Source organism: Enterococcus silesiacus, assembly GCF_001886225.1.
GTDB classification, from domain to species: domain Bacteria; phylum Bacillota; class Bacilli; order Lactobacillales; family Enterococcaceae; genus Enterococcus_L; species Enterococcus_L silesiacus.
In genome coordinates, this window is the sequence record NZ_JXLC01000031.1 from 14482 (window position 1) to 33260 (window position 18779).

The window sequence follows — 18779 nt, forward strand, 5'->3', positions numbered from 1 at the left end:
TTGACCTTAAAAAACCGATTTTTTTATTGCCTTGCTCTTCTATTAAAAAAACAGAAATGCATCCGTAGATACACTCCTGTTTTACTCTTATCTAACTTAGCTCTTACCCATTTTACGTTGAACAAATTTTACAATTTCAACGATTGGAATAATCGCAAATGAGGTTCCGGCAACGATAGCCCATTGGTAACCATCTAATGATGTTACGCTGAACAAGTCATTGAATCCTGGAATTAGAATCGTTGCTGCTAGTAACAAGAACGATACTAAGATAGCCCAGTTGAATGATTTGTTTCTGAACAAGCCAACTTTAAAGATTGATTGGTAAATAGATTTCACATTAAATGCGTGGAACAATTGGATCAAGCCTAATGTGGCAAAAGCCATTGTCAAGGCGTCACCGTGTTGTAAATCATACAAGGCTGTTGCAGATAAGTTTGGCATATTTGCTGCTGTATGAGCTGGGAATTCGATCGCCATTTTATATACGATCAGCGTCAACGCACCTTGTGTAATCCCTTGGTAGATCACACTGCTCAAGACACCACCAGAGAAGAAGTTTGATTTCTTCCCACGAGGAGCATGGCTCATGACGTCACGTTCGGCAGGCTCTACACCTAAAGCAATTGCAGGGAAGGTATCCGTTACTAAGTTGATCCATAATAAGTGAACTGGTAGTAAGGTATCCCACGCTAACATTGTTGCGATAAATAGTGTTAAGACTTCTCCTAAGTTGGCAGAAAGTAGATATTGAATCGTTTTTTGGATATTTGAGAAGACTTTACGACCTTCTTCAACGGCTACGATAATTGTTGAGAAATTATCATCTGCTAAGACCATATCAGAGGCACCTTTTGATACTTCTGTCCCAGTGATTCCCATACCAATACCGATGTCAGCTGCTTTCAAGGCTGGTGCATCGTTGACGCCATCACCTGTCATCGCAACAACTTTACCTTCTTGCTGCCACGCTTTAACGATACGTACTTTATGTTCAGGTGAAACACGAGCATAAACGGAATAATGTTCAACAACTTTAGCAAATGCTTCGTCAGATAATTCGTTTAGTTCAGCACCTGTAATCACGGCAGCGTCGTCGCCTTCTTTGATGATGCCAAGACGCGCTGCGATTGCTTCTGCTGTATCTCTGTGGTCACCTGTGATCATGATTGGACGAATACCGGCTTCTTTAGCTACTTTAACGGCTTCGGCTGCTTCTTTACGTTCTGGATCGATCATGCCAACAAGTCCTGCAAATACTAAGTCTTTTTCGACTAAATCAGAATCCATTTCAGCTGGCACTGCATCTACGATTTTGTAGGCCATTCCTAAGACACGTAAGGCTTGTTTTGCTAATTTTGTGTTAGTCGTTAAAATTTCTTGACGTTGTTTGTCATCCATTGCTGGTGTTTGACCATTTAATAAAACTTGTTTACAGCGTTTTAATAATTCATCTGGTGCACCTTTGACAGCAACTAAGAATTTACCATCTGCTAATTGGTGAACAGTTGTCATCAATTTACGATCTGAATCAAATGGAATCTCAGCCACACGAGGTTCAGCTGCCACTTTTTCAGTTACATTGAAATCGTGATCTAAACCGTATTGGACAAGAGCTGTTTCGGTTGGATCACCGATCAATGAACCGTCTTGGGCAATTTTTGTGTCATTTGTATAGTTCATGATTTTTAATGCCATGTTATCCATCGCAACAGCCTCTGTTGCAGGTTTTACTTCATTATCTGTATAAAGAGCTTCAACCGTCATTTGGTTTAATGTTAACGTCCCAGTTTTATCTGAACAGATAATGTCTGTGCTACCTAATGTTTCAACAGCAGGTAGTTTGCGGACGATGGCATTTTTCTTCGCCATTTTTTGTGTACCTAGCGCTAAAATAATTGTAACGATTGCAGGTAATCCTTCTGGAATTGCTGCAACAGCTAATGAGATAGACGTTAATAACATATCGATCCATGTACGACCGTTCATCATACCGACAACGAACATAATCGCTGCAATTATTAAGATAGCAATCGTCAGCATTTTTCCTAATTGGTTTAAGTTTTGTTTTAATGGTGTTTCTGTTTCTTTTTCGTTGGCTAACATGCCAGCGATTTTACCGACTTCTGTGTTCATTCCTGTTCCGACAACCACACCGATTCCGCGGCCATAAGTGACGTTACTGCTTGAATAAGCCATATTGATTCGGTCACCGATCCCAATGTCAGATGCAGTACCTTCTAAAATAGTCGCTTCTTTTTCAACCGGTACAGATTCACCAGTCAAGGCAGCTTCTTCAATTTTCAAGCTGGCTGCTTCCAATAAACGTAAGTCTGCTGGAACAACGTCTCCTGCTTCTAATAAGACGATATCGCCCGGTACTAATTCGTCACTTTTAACCGTTATTACATGACCATCACGACGAATATTGGCATTGGGTGAAGACATCTCTTTCAACGCTTCGATTGCTTGCTCTGCTTTAGCTTCTTGGATCACACCAAAGATCGCATTTAAGATGACCACAAGTAAGATGATGAATGAATCAACAAAATCACCTGAGAAGACCGCGGAAATCACAGCCGCAAATAGCAATACAATGATCATAAAATCTTTAAACTGTTCAAAGAATTTTACAACAATCGATTTCTTTTTCCCTTCATCGAGTGCATTGGCGCCGTAACTCTCTAACCTTTTTTTGGCTTCTTGATCTGATAATCCCTCGACTGTCGTATCAAACTTTTGTAAGACCTCTTCATCTGACTGCGTGTAAAATGCTTCAGATAGTTGAACCTTTTTTTCTTCTGACATGATATCCTCCTCATAATTTACAGCTACTTTAATCTATTTTACTTCATTATAGCGAAACGAACACGTTTTTGAACTTACTGGTTCGCAGCAAAAACGAAAAAAAATAGACCTCTGTATGCTAAATAGAACATACATAAGTCTCACCGTTTAAGACAACACCAGAAATTTCTTTCGGAGTTGGTGATGTTGCCGCAGCTAGCGCCGCCAGTTACTCCCTCATGAAATAATAGTGGTGACAGATTAATATCCTTCACCAATTATCATTGATGAACTAATTATACCTGTTCTTTTAGTGTTTTTCAAATGAAATCGTCTTGATTTTCAGAAAAATTTCTGTTTAGTTTGAAAAAGTTGTAGGTTATATAGATTAGCGTCCATCCTTACTTTCCTTTCTAACACTAACAAATAGAGGCATGCATTAAATTAAACGAAAATACCCCCAGATCATTATAGTATTACTGAACAATCTGGGTGTGGTGATTTTATAATCAAATAATTAGCGTTGTGATGAGGCATACTTGCCATGGTTTGTGAAGATTTCTAACCCCACAGCCACTCCAAATAGGAAAACAAACAGAGAAGCAAATAAAACTCCGCCTCCAAAAACACTAATAGTTCCTACCAAACCCAGCAGACTGATTAACATCGTTTTCACTTTTTCCATAATCACTCACCACTTTTCTAAAATAAGCTATTGCTTGATCTTCACCCCCATACTACCCCCGCTATACTGAAGTGTCAATGGAAAATGAAGCATTTAATTAGTAAACCTCTACTTGATTTTTTTGACTCACACTGTATTCTGCGTAGTCAGTAACTCTTTATATTTTTTCGGCGTATTGCCCCAAAAAGTTAAAAAATTCCGGTTGAAGGTGCGAATCGACTGATAGCCACAGGCTTCAGCGATCTCACTGATCTTTTTAGATGAGCTCAATAAAAGAGAACGGGCAAATAACATTCGATTATATTCTACCAGCGCATTAAAGGTCATTGAAAACTCATCCAAGACGATTTGATCGATTTTAGTTGGACTAGAATAAAAGTATTTAGCTGCAGTTTGAATTGAAATTGGTTCACTATAGTGTTGATTAATATACGTATAAATTTCAAAGGGGAGACTGTTTTGAAAACGAAACGAATTCATTTTTTTATCAGTTGTTCTAATGTTCCTAACTTCTGTAGGTGAATAACCTGTCATAGCCTTAAATTGTTTATTAAAACTAGGAACTGACCGATAGCCGATAAAATCAGCAATAAAAGCGATATCTAGCTCCTCAAACTTTAACATTGCTAAAGCATTGTTGATGCGAACGTCAATCAGATTTTCTACAAATGTTTTTCCCGTTAATTTCTTTAGTCCTCGATTGATCGTTTGCGGTGTACTTTTAAATTTATCTGCTATTTCGTTGAGTAGCAACTCTTCTCTATAATGAAAATGAAGATATAACAAAATTTTGGAGCTGATCTCACGAATTGGTTTTTCACGAGTCCATTGATGTCTTGCCGTTCGTTCAAACCAGACAATTACTTGATATAAATCCGCAAGCAACGATAGATCGTAGAGTCGCTCTTGTTGCTCATATTCTTGCAGTCCATGGGTAAAAATCGTTAATAAATACGTAAAGTCCTTCTCTTCACATTTAAGAACAGGTGTGTCCCAATATTCAAAAAAACTCATATGCTGTTCAACCGAACGGGTAGTCAAGGAGGACAACATTAAAACATTTAAAGAAAGGTCAAAAGTGATGGCTTGGATTTCTTCATAAATTTCAACAAAATGATACACATGATATGAAAATAGCCAAAGTACACTCCCCTTTTCCACTAGGTATTCTTGATTATTGATCTGAACTTTTCCAGAACCGCTTTTTATAAAAAGAAATTGAACAGTCATACGGCTCGTCTTAGCTGTTGCAGTTTTGTACCGTTCGTTTCTTACAATAAAATCAGCTTTTGTTAATTCAAAACCATAGTAACTAGTTCCAGTATAAGGAAGACTTGCTTTCATAACATCACTCCTTTATTCATTTAGGATAAGAATTGTATTTCTCGTGTCCAACATTTCCTTTTCATTACGATTATACTATAGTTGTACATGTGATTCATATCACAAATAGATTTTAGGAGGTTTTACTCATGAGTAAAAAAGTTTTTGTGTTAGGTGGAACTGGTTTTTTAGGGTATTATACAACGGAGGAATTGTTGAAAAGAGGCTATGAAGTCGCTACGATTTCATTACCGCCAATGCCGGCTGAGGATTTATTTTCTAGTGATGTTTCAGTCACTCTGGGAAATATCAATGATATGACGGATGAAGCAATCTTAGCCATGCTTGAAGGTTGTGTTGGTTTTATTTATGCAGCTGGAGCAGACGAACGTGTCGTTCCGAAAAAACCTGCGTCTAAATTTTTCTATGAAGCAAATGTATTGCCTACTCAACGTTTAGCTTACTTAGCTAAAGAAGCTGGTGTGAAAGATTTTGTTGTTTTTGGCTCTTACTTTGCTGAATTCGCTGAGCGTTTGCCTGAATCAAATTTAACACTTGAGGCTTACCCAATGATGCGCTTATTACAAGAGCAAGTAGCTTTTGCAGAAGGTGACGGCAGCATGACTGTAACCTCTTTACGTCTGCCTTATATTTTCGGGACAATGCCAGGCCGTGAACCGCTATGGAAAATGTTTACAGAACAAATCAAAGGACAAGATGTCTTTCCAGCACTAAAAGGTGGTACCACAATGGTGACTGTTGAACAAGTAGCTGAGGCAGCCGTTGGTGCTATGGAGAACGGGACACATCGCAGCACGTATGCAATTGGTGATACCAATATGAAATATCAAGAATTTTATCAAATGATGGTCGACGCTTTAGGGCAAGATACAGCAGTCCCTGTCGTTTCTTATGATGATGTCAAAGCCATTTACGAAGGTATCGATGCTGAGGCGGCAAAAGCCGGTTTGGAACATGGTATTCATTCGACTAAATCAGCGATGATGCAGGAATATGATTTGTATCTAGATCCTAATGATACCTTCCCTACGTTGAATGTAAAACATTATGATGTGATTGCCTCTATTAAGGAAACACTAGCAAAATGCGTCGATCCCTCATAAACACAAAAAGGCCATCTGATAGATATTCAGGTGGTCTTTTTGTGTTTCAATAGTTTGCAGTTCCTGCTATTCTTTGTAGATCAGTTCTTTTTCATATTCGCTTGTTTCATCACCAGTTTCAAAGGTATAAAAAACTGTCACTTTGATTTTATTGCTACCAATTTCTGACAGTTCTTTGGTAAGATCGTATTCGTACACTTCTTTACTTAACACATTGTACGTAATTGAAAGCGAACCTGAAATTTGATCGATCGTCTGCCATTTTCCCTTTTCTTCTATAGAAAAGGTTGTATCAGATTCTATCAATGTCATAATCTTTTCCGAGTGATTCGTAATGAGCAATTTTTTCCCTTTAAATTCAAATTCGACTTGTTTGCTTTCAATTGCTTTAGGGTTTACTTCTTCAGTTTTCGATGGCTCTATTTTCGAACAACCACCAAGTACCAACAAAAACAACACAATAATTTTTTTCATAGTACTCCTTTTTTCACTCAGGTGATAGCAGTGACTTTGTCCAAAAATTTTCAGATGTCCCTTGCTCCAACCCCATGATAAATTTCTCTCGAATATCAGGGTAACTTTGGGCTAACCCACTTACAAAATGTTTGATTTCTTCCCGTTTGGTTTTCTTATCAACAGGACATGGATTGAAAATCACAGGGAGCTCTTCTCTTTGAACAAACTGAATGATCTGTTTTTCTTCTAGATAAAGTAAAGGGCGAATCAAGGTGATATCTGTTTTGGATAAATAGCTCATCGGATCAAAGCTAGCCATTTGACCGTGAAATAGAAAATTCATAAAATACGTTTCGATAGCATCATCTAGGTGATGACCTAAAGCCACTTTATTGCAGCCAACTTCTTTGGCACGCTTATACAAAATTCCTCGACGTAATTTGGCGCAAAGCGAACACGGTGAGCGTTCTTCTCTGATATCAAAGACAACTTGGGCAATATTAGTCGGCACAATGTCCAGCTCATACCCTAATCCTTCCACAAATTCCTGCAAAGGGCTGATATCCATATCAAACCCCATAGCTAATGTGATCGGCACGATTTCGAATTCAAAACCTAAGCGTTTTTGCTTGCTGATCATGTCTAGAAAATACAACAAGCTTGTGCTGTCTTTGCCACCACTCATCCCAATTGCAACTTTATCACCTGGTTGAATCATTTGGTGGTTCAACACGGCACGACGAATCGGATTATAATACGTTTGATTATCTTTCTTTTTAAAGCTCATCGTTTACTCCTTTTCACCTCATTTGTTTCATTTAAAAAAATCTGTTTTTAAGCTATAATTTTCTCCAGAAACAATATCATATTGAATCAAGCGATAGTCTTCGTATAATTCTTCTTGTGCTTTATTTAGAGCAAGTGTTTTACTCCATTGTTTATCCTTATAATAGAAGCTTTTCTCAAAAGCTGGAACTTGTTTTTCTAATTCAGATAGCAATTGATAAAAACCAGTCATTTGCATGCCGCTTTGTTCAAATAATGAAGGCGCAAAGTAAAAAGGACTTGTAACTGCATCATGTATGTTTCTTTCGCTAAGTTTTCCTTGATTGTCATACATTAAGAATTCCGTTTGGTGTATTTTTACTTCATCGTTAGCCGATTTGATCTCATCTGAGTAAATACTAGGCAAATGATCACCCCAAAAAACAACTAATGTCCGTCTTTTGAGCTCCTTCAATGAACTTGTAAATTGTTTCAATGCTTCACTGCTATAGGCAACATCTTGCATGTAGCTATCGATTGCTTTTTTGTTTCCTAAACTTTGTGAAGAGTAATCTGAGCTCTTGTATTTATCGCTATATGGCATATGCGTTTGCATCGTTACCAAATGAACGAATTGCGGCTTTTGATCCTCTTTTAATAAATCGAATACTTCTTTATATGCCGACTCATCAGAAATATAAGGATTATTTTCAAGTGTTTCTGTGTATTTCATCGTATCTTCACTGATAAATTGATCGAAGCCCATCGTCTGATAGACATCTTTACGCTTATACATCGATGTATTATAAGGATGAATCGCGGTTGTTTGATAGTCCTGCTGATTCAATAACGAAACAATCGACGGAACTTCCTTCATTTTAGGGATCAGCATTGTGTATGGCGTTGTCAGTTGAGGATTGAATAATTCCATGGAGAAACTGGTCAGTGCCTCAAATTCAATATTCGCTGTTCCCCCACCATAATTCTGCGAGAGCATTTGACCACTATAGGTTGTTTTTGCAATATCATAATACTCTTTTAAAGGATCTTTATTGACGGTCACACCGTTTAAATTTTGCGGATTTGAAAAACTTTCACTCATCACAAAAATAATATTTGGCTTTTCTTCAGATAAACTGTTTGTTGCTTGAGCTGTTTTTGTGTATTTAGCCGTAATGTCTTCGATAGTCTTTTGGGAGTAGCTTTTTGGTTTGTCCATGGCCTCAACTTTTAAGTTATACAAAAATCCACCCATAAATCCAGTATTGTAATAATTCATTTTTTGACTATAGGGAATCCATAACGCTGTTTTGTTATAGGCTTTTCTTAATAAATTATTTGGGTTGTTAAAATCGCTGACATACAACAATAATGCTACTGTGATAACTATGCCTGAGATTCTTACGATCTGCCATTTTTTCGATAACAGACGGCTTTTATAAATGGCTCTGCCGAAAAAGAACAAACCGATTGCTGCAATCAATATAATAATAACAAAAGGAATCGTTCCAATCATTTCTCTTAATAAACCAAACTCCGTAATCATTTTTAAATCATCTGGATAAATCGGCTCAGTTCGGTAAAACATTTTTTGATAATCGGCAAAGCCTAAAATTCCGATCGTAATTGCATACAGGACACTTCCAAGTATTAGTGAACCTGCCACACTACATAGAAATAGTAAAAATAGCAACAAGACTAGACTACCTAAAATAAATTTTTCAGTATGCCAAGAAAAAGCAAATTTAGCTACTAAATCAAATGATAATTCGTTTTGACACCACTGTAAGTATAAGTTGCTGATAAAAACCAACAAAATCATTCCAACTATGATCAATGAATACTTAATTGGCTTTTTTTTGAATAATTGTAATTTTTTCTTCACAAATGCTCTCCCTTTTCTTCTTCCTAAACTCACTCTTTAATATTCTATGCTTAGTCTAAAAAAAAGTAAAGTACCCTATTTAGGCAACTTTACTTTTAGGATGAAGCTATTTCGTTCATTTGATTCATCTTTTTGCTGCTTTAAAGATTTCTTCGATCAGAACCATCACTTGACGGACTTCTTCATTTTTAACTACGGGTTCTGCTTGTTCTCTAACAACTTTATAAAAATTTTTATAAAACGTATCATATTCTGCAGAAACCTTTGGCAATGGTACTGTCTCGGTTGCTTCTTCTGATGGTGGTGCCATGGTTTTAGTCAAACCAACGCCTGCTTGAATTGGTTTTGGTGCTTGGATATTTTTCTTGCCTGAATCAACGATCATCTCACCAGAAAGATCCCAATCTTGGATGACGGCTGTTCCTTGGGTTCCTTTTAAATACCAGCGAGGTAATTTTGTATAATTAGTTGTCCCAACTTCGATAATTGCTCGGATGCCATTTTCAAAAATAATATACGTGATAAATCCATCATCCACCTCATCGCCAAGAATATAGCTTAAATCGGCAGATACTTTTTCGATTCGGCTATCCACTAAAAATAATAGTTGATCTAATAAATGGACACCCCAATCTAAAAGCATACCACCGCCATGTTTTAACTCATGACGCCAATCACCCGGGATGCCATTCGCTCCTTGAACCCGTGATTCGATTTGGAATAATTCTCCGATTTGTTGTATTTTGTATAATTCTCGTGTGATCAAAAAATCAGGGTCCCAGCGTCGGTTTTGATGAACCATAAAGGTTTGACCTGTCTCTTTAGCGACCTTTAGCACTTCGTCCAATTCTTCTACATTCATGGTGACTGGTTTTTCACAGACAACATGTTTTCCAGCTTTCAATGCTTGGACCGCTAGATCTTTATGTGAATCATTTGGCGTAGCGATCAACACTGCTTCGATCGTTTCATCGGTTAGGACATCTTCTAGTGAATGGTAAATTTTATGCTTGTGTTGACTGGAAATTTTTTGACGTTCGCCTGAAATATCGTAGGTTCCAACGACATGGATTCGTTCGTTTTCATTAGGCATAATATTATGGATATGGTATGATCCCATACCGCCATAGCCGATTACGGCAAAATTGATTGCTGTCATTTTTTGAGTCCTTTCTATAGTAGAATGTGAATGGTCTTGGGTAGTGAAAGAGTAGATTAGAAACAGTTGCGTTCTTCTCTTTGACGTCTAGCTTTGCAGGCTAGACTTTTCGACAGTAGATAAGAAAAATCCGCGATAAAAAGCATCGCTATATTTTTCTCATTCTACTGCTCAAAGTCTGAGCAGCCTACTCAGCTTTTGTTTCATCCAGCTTCACGAAGCAGCTCTCCAGGAAAATAGACAATCTTCATATGGAACAAAAAGCGTTCCACATTCAGATTCCTAATTGCTGTAAAACACAGTGAATGCAATGAACTGATGTTGCTCAGTACCTACTTGGTTTCTTGAGAGCTAAACGCTTCGTTCAGCTTTGCTGTGAACCACGAGGAACACAGTGAGTCGATGTTGAACAGTACAAGGCTACTTATGGAGCGTTGTTTCCTTAATTATACCCACCACATTTCCGCAGGTTGTTTTTTAATCATAATACTTTTCAAATTAGTAATCGCTCTGTTTAAGCCTTCTTCTGTTGACATGATCGGGTCTTCATGTTCAATACTTAAAACATAATCGTATCCATAAATTCTAAGTGCGCTAATAATGTCTGACCAAACTTTTAAATCATGACCGCATCCAACTGAGCGGAACGTCCACGCACGGGTTTTGACATTCCCATATGGCTGCATATCCGTTAACCCGTGCATATTGATATTGTCTTGATCTAAATACGTATCTTTTGCGTGGAAATGATGAATTGCACCCGCTTCACCTAAAATTTTCACTGCTGCAACTGGATCGATGCCTTGCCACCATAAATGACTTGGATCTAAATTACAGCCGATTGCTTTGCCTGTTGCTTCACGGAGTTTTAACATCGTATAAGGTGTATGACATAAGAAACCGCCATGCAATTCGATGCCGATTTTCACTCCAGCATCTTCTGCGATGGTATTGATATTTTTCCAGTAAGGGATCAATTTCTTTTCCCATTGGTAATTGTAGTTATCATCGTATTCTGTCGGCCAAGGTAAAACGGGCCAATTGACTTGTGTGTCGGTTGGGTTTCCTCCTGAGACACCAGAAAAGCCATTGACGACTGATACGTTCATTAAAGAAGCTAGTTTGATCGTTTTTTGCAATAGTTGATCTGCTTCTTGGGCCGTTTCTTTTAGTGGAGAAATAGGATTATTATGACAGCTTAATGCACTGATCGTTAAGCCTTTGTCCTCAAGTTTCGCTAAATACTCTTTTCTCGCATCTGAACTTGCTAATAGTTTATCGATATCTAAATGAGCATTTCCTGGCGAGCCGCCTGTGCCGATTTCAACTGCTTCTAGTCCTGCTTTTGAGACTGTATCGATCATTTCTTCAAAGCTTAAATTATTGAATAATGGAGTAAATACACCTAATTTCATTGTTCATTTCCTTTCTTGTTTGCAATAGATTCTAAAGGTTCATGGTGCCCGTAATTTGGATAAGCATTTTGCGTTGGTTGACACCAGCGGATACCGTTTTTGATTACTTTTTGGATTTCTTTATTATAATAAGAAGGATACGTTTCATGACCTGGCTGAAAATAAAAGATCTTTCCGTTGCCGCGATGGTAGGTACAACCACTGCGAAAGACTTCTCCGCCTGGATACCAACTGATAAAAATCAAGTCATCTGGTGTGGGAATATCAAAATGTTCGCCGTACATTTCTTCTTTTTCAAGCTCTATATACTCACCGATTCCTTCAACAATGGGGTGGCTTGGCGCTACAGTCCAGATGCGGCAATGTTCTTGTGCTTCTCGCCATTTTAAATCGCACGATGTGCCCATTAGTTTCATGAAAATTTTTGACATATGACCTGAATGAAGGACGACTAAGCCCATCCCTTCCAACACACATTGATAGACGCGTTGCACAATCTCATCAGAAACTTCTTGGTGGGCAACATGTCCCCACCAAATCAAGACATCGGTATTTGCTAGAACTTCTTCTGTTAAGCCATGCTCTGGTTCATCTAAGGTAGCGGTTCGTACTGAAAAATCATCTTCTTTTAAAAATTGTGCGATTTGTTGATGAATGCCATCTGGGTAAACCTTTTTTACAGCTTCATCTGTTTTTTCATGACGGAATTCATTCCAGACTGTGACTTGGATCATCGTTTTTTCCCCCTAATTTAAAAGCTGAATGAGCCGTTTAGCATCGACGAAAAATAGGAAAATATGACTGTGATGTTTTTTGTCACATTCATATTTTATCTTTTTTTACGAGATGCTGGCTCATGAAGCTAGATAATCTTGAGTTAATTGAAAAATACAGGTTGATTCGTTTCGGATGCTTTGTAAATTGCTTCAAGAATTTCTGTCACAACCAAGGCTTGTTCTGGTTTAACAACAGGTTCTGTATCATTGATAATTGCATCAATCCATGATTGTGCTTCTAACACTTCCGGCTTGTCGCCGGCTCCATCATAAAAATCAACACCGCCTGGTTCTAATTCGATTTTCTTTTCAAAAAGCGTACTGTGATCTTCTCCGTTGATCGTCAATCCATCATTCATATCAGCTCCGCCCTTCGTACCGTGAAGAGTTGTTTTTGCTTCTTTTACATCCAAACTATTCAATGCCCAGCTAGATTCTAAAAAGATTGTCGCGCCATTTTCCATCATGATAAAGCCGAATGCTGAATCTTCAACAGTGAATTTTTCAGGATTCCAAGAGCCCCAAGCATTGGCTGCATTTTCTGTTTCAGACAATTTATGATACGCTTTTCCTACAACATATTTGGGTTTATAATTGTCCATCATCCATAGCGTCAGATCCAGCGCATGAGTCCCGATATCGATCAACGGTCCGCCACCTTGGGCTTCTTCATCAAGGAAAACACCCCAAGTTGGCACTGCACGACGGCGAATGGCATGGGCTTTCGCAAAGTAAATATCCCCTAACTCGCCTTCATCACAGACTTCATGTAAATAGGTCGCATCTTTTCTAAAACGATTTTGATAACCGATCGTTAATTTTTTTCCTGTTTTATTTGCGGCTTCGATCATACTCCGTGCTTCAGCGGATGTTTTTGCCATTGGTTTTTCGCACATCACATGACAATCCGCTTCCATTGCTGCAATCGATAATTCCGCATGGGTGCTGTTTGGTGTACAAACATGAACAACATCCAAGTCCATTTCTTCAAGCATTTCTTGGTAATTGGTAAATGTCTTAGCTGTTAATGTCCCATAATGCATCTTCGCTTCTTCTGCCCGCTCACTGATTAAATCACAAAAAGCAACTAACTCCACTTCCTTAACCTGTGCAAGTGCTGGTAAATGTTTCCCATTCGCAATCCCGCCGCAACCAATAATTCCTACTTTCAACGTCATCAAAAAACCTCCAGTAATCTACTCATATTATTTTGTGGAAAAATAAAACGGTTCCACTTCTACACTATTACTATACAAAATTATGAAAGAGCTTTCTTCCTAGATTCCAGTTGAAAAGTTCCTGGATATTGCTGTTCATCACTGCGACTGGCTTCGCCAGAGCAGATGATGAACAGTACAAGGCGACTAAAAGGAGCGTTGTCTCCTTACTTGCGAATCACTCGACTGGCTTTGCCAGAGCTGATGTTGAACAGTACAAGGCGACCTAAGGGAGCGAAGTTTCCTTACTTGCGAATCACCAAACGCCTCACATAAAACTGACTTTAGACAGCGCTTAGCAATCTAAAGGAGAAAGGTTTCAATCACTCCAAATTAGCCACACCATAGAAATGGGACAGCTTAAATCAAAACAACTTTACAATCCTAATAATCTCAACAAAAACAAAAAAGCCCTTCCCTTCTATACTAAAAAGGAAGAACTTCATTTTCTCATTCGATTAGTAAAACACTTACCCAACACTACCAGAAGCCATCACTCGATGTCTTTGTTCCCGTTTATATTGCTGAATAATTTTTAATGCGCGTTTTCTTGTTTTTCGGTTCGTACACTTCAATCTTCTGCGTGCACTTGAAAGATCTTGTTTCTCCATCCTATCACCTCTTTGCGTCTATTTGTCGGTTACTAGTTAATCATTACCAGCTTGCTTTGTGTACACCAGGAATTTGTCCTTGATGCGCTAATGTTCTAAAATTGATTCTAGACATACCGAATTTACGCATGTATGCTCTTGGTCGTCCATCGATCAAATCACGGTTTTTCAAGCGATTTGGATTGGAATCTTTTGGTAATTTTGCTAAAGCTGCATAGTCTTTATTTGCTTTTAACTCAATGCGTTGTTCAGCATATTTTTCGATTAATGCTTGTTGCTGTTTTGCTTTGGCGATTTTTGATTTTTTAGCCATTTTTCCTTTCACCTCTTTCTAAATCGTAATCATTACTCTTTGATGGTGATAAGAATAACATCAAATAAAAGAAAATGCAAGTTTTCATCATAAAAAAAAGCCCTCAGTTTCGGGCTCTTCTGTTTGTTCTATTTTATATCTAACATGTATCCTTTAGAACGAACGGTTTTGATGAATCTTGGATTGGTTACACTTATTTCGATTTTATTTCGTAAATGGAACATAATATTGGCGACTCGATAGTTTTTATCTTCAACATTCATTTCAGAATTCCATAATTTTTCTTTAAGCTCATTATAAGAAATCGTTTGTCCTGGACTATTGTATAACATCTCTAATGCATTATATTCTTTTTTAGTCAAAGCCACCTCTATTATTCCATCGATCAGCACACTTAAATTTCTAGGGATTAACTCTATTTCTTTTTGCTTAGATGAGGTCGATGTCTTCGTTGATAGAGGGCTACTTTTATTTGAATAATGGCTAAGTAAATTCGTTAACGTATAGTAAAGTTCCTCTGCTTCCATCTTCATAGAAAAACAGGCTTGTGCTCCTAGTTGTAGATAGACAATGTTTGAACGAGACTCATCGATTGCTGATAATAAATAAATAGGTACGTTTACATTTTTTTTTAGTTCCATTAACCAAAAACAAGCCTCAGACATATTATCTTCACATATAATAATAGCATCAAAATTCTCTTGATACACGAATTGTTCTCTTATATTGATTTCCGATAAACTCCAGCCTTTAGCTGTCAAAAAATTTAAATGAGCATTTACCTCTTGTTCTTTTTCTATCAAGTATCCAATCGTATACATGATTTGCCCTCCCCATTCCTGATAAAATATATTTTTGGTTTAAATAATAACGAAACAACAACTCGAAATTATATTCTTTTTTTACCGATTTTTCATTTCATTATATGTATAATACTCTTAATCAAAGATAAAAAAAACAACAAGAATGCGCTTTCTAATCACAATTATATTTTTTAAAAAAAGACCTAAAGAAATAATTCTCTAGGCTTTTCATGATTTTGTATATTTTATTTTGAAATTGCAATAGCATTGTATTAATGCCCTATCCAAACTGAGATAAATGGATTAATTAAATAAAATATTTCAGTTTCTTTTTTCCAGCAACTCAATTATTACCCTGTTGGCGCGTCAACTATCTGCCATTCAAGCTTTCCAGCATATGCATCTTTATAATTACCAGTGTTCCCCTGTTTATAAAATAACCCCTGCTTGTCATTCCAATCTTTTGATACATCAATCGTACCTGTTGCTGGATCGCTCTTTCCACTTTCGATTGTTTTAAAAGAATTATCAGCTGGAATAGCTACTGTTGATCCAGTTGCTGATTTATAATAGAAACTCCCCGACATTGTTCTCGTTACACTTTTTAGTTCACTAGCTTTAACTTTTAATTGCCATTTGCTATTTAAACGATTATCAAAAATGCTTAGAGTATCTTTACTTGAAATTTTTATTGGTTCATAGTCCAACTCACCTAATTTTAGATCCAAGGATAAATTTTTTGGCACCCCGCTTAGTTTATATTCGCGAAGTTTTGTTTCAAATTCAGTGATATTATTTGGATTTTTATCTGCATTGTCCATCACAACTTGGTAAATTTCACCAGAGTCAACTTTTATTTCTTTAGTCTTTACTGCTAGCCCATCATACAATATTTTGCCACTCTTCTTGTGGATGATTTTGAAGGTATGTCCCGAATATAGTTCAACATTTGTCATATTCTTTTTTTGTGCCTGTAGGTTAAGAAAACCTCTATCAGTAGGATCAAATGGTTTTATAGTTGTTCCATTACTTGTAATTGCTAGATTTATATTACTAGTCAAAGATAAGCTGTCCGTTCCTACAACAAACGATTGTTTATACTGTGCTACCTTACTAATAAAACTTGGGCTTTTATTTTCATTATACGTTAGCTGAGTTTCTCCTATATCAAAGTTTGAAAATGGACCTAAATCAAATAATGGAATGCTGCCAATCAATTGATTTTTATTTAGATAAACCTGCTTTAGTGTAGCTAATTTCTCTAATCCTGGGGGAACCGTTCCACTCAAGTTATTATCACCCAGAGTCAGCGACTCAAGATTTTCTAATTTAGATAACGATCTAGGAATCTCTCCAGAAAAAGTATTACCAAATATTGATAGTTTTTTCAGTTTGGATAGTTGCCCTAATTCTTCTGGTAACGTTCCAATTAGACGTTTACTTCCCAAATCTATTACTTCTAAATTTTTAAGTGAAGCAATTGTTTTTGGAATGTGTTGTCCGTTAAAATCTGCTCCTGTTCGATTGACGATTGATTTAATTTCTAATAAGTCTCGCATATAGAGATTAACATCAATCTTCTTTCCTTTGCTCGCAAATTGTTTATTTATTTCATTAATTAGCCATGCTTGATTTTCAAAATACTCTGAAGTAATTGGTTCAGACACAACAGTCACTTTGGCAATAAATTCCTGCTCTACATTCAATAATGTGCTTTTTAGTATGAATGGAACATCAATTGGGCCTAAAGTATCAAATTTCAGTTGATTATTTTTTACGATTATTTTTGCACTATCATTAGGAAAGTTGCTTGATATATTATCAACAAATTCAGATATACCATAATCACTAATCGTAGAATCTAAGTTTACTTTGCCTTTTAAATCTGTCGCTTTTAGCTCTAAAGGATATGAGACAGTAACATTTTTAAAAAAATCTGCCTCCGTAGATTCAATAATACTTTGATTTGCTGGATTTATACTTTTAGATTTGCTATGAATTGGAAAGACATACTCAAAATTTTTACTATTGGACTGATGATGTGCCATTGTTTGTTTCGTGTTATAATCGATTTTACTAGTAAATTCTATGTTAAGATAACTATTTTTCTTCTCAGCGTCAGCATGATATTTCATTAAGAAAGTGTTACTAAAAATAAATTTCCCATTTTTATATTCATACTCATTGCGATTAATTTTCTTATCTTCGAAAGTAATATCTGGTTCTGTTAAACTTAAATCCGCCGTCTCTTTAGAATAATCTAAAACTAATTCTTGTGGAAAGTAGACATCTAGTGCTTGATACGGTAGATTCTGTTTTATTGTAAAATCTAACTGTCCTTTTTTATTATCAACATATTCCAGTTTAACATTGCTATAACTTTGTGCGCTAAAGTTCTCTACATTCGGATCAAAAAGTAAAAAATTTGTAGCGTACGGTGGATTCTCATCAGGATTATATAGACCGATAGCTATTGATTCACTTGCATCACTATATACACTAATACTGTTAATACTTGCCGGACCTTCACCGCCACCTTTAACATTTTGTTGAACAAAGTGAGTAGCAGAATCAGCTTTACTAGGCTTTCTATACAAACCAGCTAATCCCAAATCCCCTTCCTTCATAATAAATTTTGAATTCGGTGAAAACAAAGTCGCTGATCTATTTTTGCCGTCTGGTATTTTCTTATAACGGTCAGTAATATCAACAGGAAAGAGTACTTTTAATCCTGGTATGTTTTCTTTGGTTATTTGTTCAATCACGTGATAACTAATGTCATATGACTGTTGAATATTATTCGTGACACTATACTCTAATGGAGATATATTACGATCATTCTTTAGCCTCAAAAAAGATCTGTTACTTGCCTCAACCTTCATTACAATTTCTAATGCTTTGCCTTTATAAACACCTATATTTTTTACATGGATTATATCACCTTTATCCAAAGAATAACTACCCCTATCAGGTACTTTCCCAGCCACTGAGACATCTGCAAAAATATCACTTCCAAAATAGCCTAAGGTCACAGCATCACCAATATAAAATTCATCTTTAACCACTTGATTACTTGAATTTAAAATGTAGCCGTTAGCAATCCCATTATTATTCAAAAGATATTCTTTTGTCCTGAGATTATTTTGTGAAAGACCAAAATCATTCCCCCAGCCCCAAATACTTACAGAATCAAGTGCATATGTGTATTCAGGTACGCCAAATAAAAACAACAGATTTAATACAATGCCTATACTATACAAACATATTTTTTTCAAAAAACCACTCCTTTACTAAGCATTGGCAATTATAGGAATGAATGACACGATAAAATTAAATAGTATTCTTCTATCACCATACGTTCTTTTCCGCTTTAAGCTCTTTATAAAAATGAACATCTTAACTAATTTTTTAAATTATAGTCTTTCTACTATTACGGTAAGGAATTAACAATCATTTCATT

16 protein-coding genes are annotated in these 18779 nt (G+C 36.6%); 2 read left to right on the forward strand and 14 right to left on the reverse strand.

Annotated features, from left to right (window positions below):
- Window positions 1–96: 96 nt before the first annotated feature.
- The 3 genes from RV15_RS16305 to RV15_RS16310 all read right to left on the reverse strand — a co-directional run bounded on the left by RV15_RS16305 (window position 97) and on the right by RV15_RS16310 (window position 4816).
- Window positions 97–2808: a cation-translocating P-type ATPase gene (locus RV15_RS16305; RefSeq protein WP_071879070.1), complete on the reverse strand. Its 2712-nt coding sequence runs from the start codon at window positions 2806–2808 to the stop codon at window positions 97–99.
- Window positions 2809–3304: 496 nt separating this feature from the next.
- Window positions 3305–3472, reverse strand: coding sequence for a hypothetical protein (locus RV15_RS18790; protein ID WP_167364114.1), 168 nt, complete (start codon window positions 3470–3472; stop codon window positions 3305–3307).
- Window positions 3473–3598: 126 nt separating this feature from the next.
- Window positions 3599–4816 carry an AraC family transcriptional regulator gene (locus RV15_RS16310; RefSeq protein WP_071879071.1) on the reverse strand — a complete coding sequence of 406 codons (1218 nt, stop codon included), beginning with the start codon at window positions 4814–4816 and terminating at the stop codon, window positions 3599–3601.
- 128 nt (window positions 4817–4944) lie between these two features.
- Here RV15_RS16310 and RV15_RS16315 point away from each other — a divergent pair, with 128 nt between their 5' ends.
- A complete protein-coding gene (locus RV15_RS16315) occupies window positions 4945–5919 on the forward strand; it encodes an NAD-dependent epimerase/dehydratase family protein (protein WP_071879072.1) in 975 nt (324 codons plus the stop codon).
- 66 nt (window positions 5920–5985) lie between these two features.
- Here RV15_RS16315 and RV15_RS16320 read toward each other — a convergent pair whose 3' ends face one another.
- From RV15_RS16320 to RV15_RS16350, 7 genes are all read right to left on the reverse strand, one after another.
- Entirely contained in the window at window positions 5986–6393 is a 408-nt protein-coding gene (locus RV15_RS16320) for a hypothetical protein (protein ID WP_071879073.1), read from the reverse strand.
- Window positions 6394–6406: 13 nt separating this feature from the next.
- A complete protein-coding gene (locus RV15_RS16325) occupies window positions 6407–7162 on the reverse strand; it encodes a tRNA 2-thiocytidine biosynthesis TtcA family protein (protein ID WP_071879074.1) in 756 nt (251 codons plus the stop codon).
- A 27-nt stretch (window positions 7163–7189) separates the two neighbouring features.
- The gene (locus RV15_RS16330) at window positions 7190–9025 is read right to left on the reverse strand and encodes an LTA synthase family protein (RefSeq protein WP_071879075.1); all 1836 of its coding nucleotides are present in this window, start codon (window positions 9023–9025) and stop codon (window positions 7190–7192) included.
- 124 nt (window positions 9026–9149) lie between these two features.
- A complete protein-coding gene (locus RV15_RS16335; RefSeq protein ID WP_071879076.1) occupies window positions 9150–10184 on the reverse strand; it encodes a Gfo/Idh/MocA family protein in 1035 nt (344 codons plus the stop codon).
- Window positions 10185–10630: 446 nt separating this feature from the next.
- Window positions 10631–11599, reverse strand: coding sequence for a sugar phosphate isomerase/epimerase family protein (locus tag RV15_RS16340; RefSeq protein WP_071879077.1), 969 nt, complete (start codon window positions 11597–11599; stop codon window positions 10631–10633).
- The gene (locus tag RV15_RS16345; RefSeq protein ID WP_071879078.1) at window positions 11596–12333 is read right to left on the reverse strand and encodes a ThuA domain-containing protein; all 738 of its coding nucleotides are present in this window, start codon (window positions 12331–12333) and stop codon (window positions 11596–11598) included. Before RV15_RS16345 ends, RV15_RS16340 begins: the two co-directional genes overlap by 4 nt.
- A 143-nt stretch (window positions 12334–12476) precedes the next feature.
- The gene (locus RV15_RS16350) at window positions 12477–13553 is read right to left on the reverse strand and encodes a Gfo/Idh/MocA family protein (RefSeq protein WP_071879079.1); all 1077 of its coding nucleotides are present in this window, start codon (window positions 13551–13553) and stop codon (window positions 12477–12479) included.
- Between the two features lie 165 nt (window positions 13554–13718).
- Here RV15_RS16350 and RV15_RS18895 point away from each other — a divergent pair, with 165 nt between their 5' ends.
- Complete coding sequence (locus tag RV15_RS18895) at window positions 13719–13868, forward strand: hypothetical protein (RefSeq protein WP_217265835.1); 150 nt, start codon at window positions 13719–13721, stop codon at window positions 13866–13868.
- 194 nt (window positions 13869–14062) lie between these two features.
- On the opposite strand, the gene RV15_RS18795 is transcribed toward RV15_RS18895, so the two are convergent.
- From RV15_RS18795 to RV15_RS16365, 4 genes are all read right to left on the reverse strand, one after another.
- Window positions 14063–14203, reverse strand: coding sequence for a putative metal homeostasis protein (locus RV15_RS18795; RefSeq protein ID WP_167351787.1), 141 nt, complete (start codon window positions 14201–14203; stop codon window positions 14063–14065).
- Between the two features lie 43 nt (window positions 14204–14246).
- Window positions 14247–14516: a 30S ribosomal protein S14 gene (gene rpsN / locus RV15_RS16355; RefSeq protein ID WP_071879080.1), complete on the reverse strand. Its 270-nt coding sequence runs from the start codon at window positions 14514–14516 to the stop codon at window positions 14247–14249.
- A 128-nt stretch (window positions 14517–14644) separates the two neighbouring features.
- Window positions 14645–15337 (reverse strand): winged helix-turn-helix domain-containing protein, encoded by a 693-nt coding sequence (locus RV15_RS16360; protein WP_071879081.1) that lies wholly within the window; start codon window positions 15335–15337, stop codon window positions 14645–14647.
- 332 nt (window positions 15338–15669) lie between these two features.
- Complete coding sequence (locus RV15_RS16365; protein ID WP_071879082.1) at window positions 15670–18594, reverse strand: leucine-rich repeat domain-containing protein; 2925 nt, start codon at window positions 18592–18594, stop codon at window positions 15670–15672.
- Window positions 18595–18779 lie beyond the last annotated feature (185 nt).

Excerpts from the sequence above, each read along its gene's own strand:
- RV15_RS16320 (WP_071879073.1), bottom strand. The coding sequence starts at position 6,393 with ATGAAAAAAATTATTGTGTTGTTTTTGTTGGTACTTGGTGGTTGTTCG.
- RV15_RS18795 (WP_167351787.1), bottom strand. The coding sequence starts at position 14,203 with ATGGAGAAACAAGATCTTTCAAGTGCACGCAGAAGATTGAAGTGTACG.
- RV15_RS18895 (WP_217265835.1), top strand. The coding sequence starts at position 13,719 with ATGATGAACAGTACAAGGCGACTAAAAGGAGCGTTGTCTCCTTACTTG.
- rpsN (WP_071879080.1), bottom strand. The coding sequence starts at position 14,516 with ATGGCTAAAAAATCAAAAATCGCCAAAGCAAAACAGCAACAAGCATTA.
- RV15_RS16350 (WP_071879079.1), bottom strand. The coding sequence starts at position 13,553 with ATGACGTTGAAAGTAGGAATTATTGGTTGCGGCGGGATTGCGAATGGG.
- RV15_RS16340 (WP_071879077.1), bottom strand. The coding sequence starts at position 11,599 with ATGAAATTAGGTGTATTTACTCCATTATTCAATAATTTAAGCTTTGAA.
- RV15_RS16335 (WP_071879076.1), bottom strand. The coding sequence starts at position 10,184 with ATGACAGCAATCAATTTTGCCGTAATCGGCTATGGCGGTATGGGATCA.
- RV15_RS16305 (WP_071879070.1), bottom strand. The coding sequence starts at position 2,808 with ATGTCAGAAGAAAAAAAGGTTCAACTATCTGAAGCATTTTACACGCAG.
- RV15_RS16310 (WP_071879071.1), bottom strand. The coding sequence starts at position 4,816 with ATGAAAGCAAGTCTTCCTTATACTGGAACTAGTTACTATGGTTTTGAA.
- RV15_RS16315 (WP_071879072.1), top strand. The coding sequence starts at position 4,945 with ATGAGTAAAAAAGTTTTTGTGTTAGGTGGAACTGGTTTTTTAGGGTAT.
- RV15_RS18790 (WP_167364114.1), bottom strand. The coding sequence starts at position 3,472 with ATGGAAAAAGTGAAAACGATGTTAATCAGTCTGCTGGGTTTGGTAGGA.
- RV15_RS16360 (WP_071879081.1), bottom strand. The coding sequence starts at position 15,337 with ATGTATACGATTGGATACTTGATAGAAAAAGAACAAGAGGTAAATGCT.
- RV15_RS16325 (WP_071879074.1), bottom strand. The coding sequence starts at position 7,162 with ATGAGCTTTAAAAAGAAAGATAATCAAACGTATTATAATCCGATTCGT.
- RV15_RS16345 (WP_071879078.1), bottom strand. The coding sequence starts at position 12,333 with ATGATCCAAGTCACAGTCTGGAATGAATTCCGTCATGAAAAAACAGAT.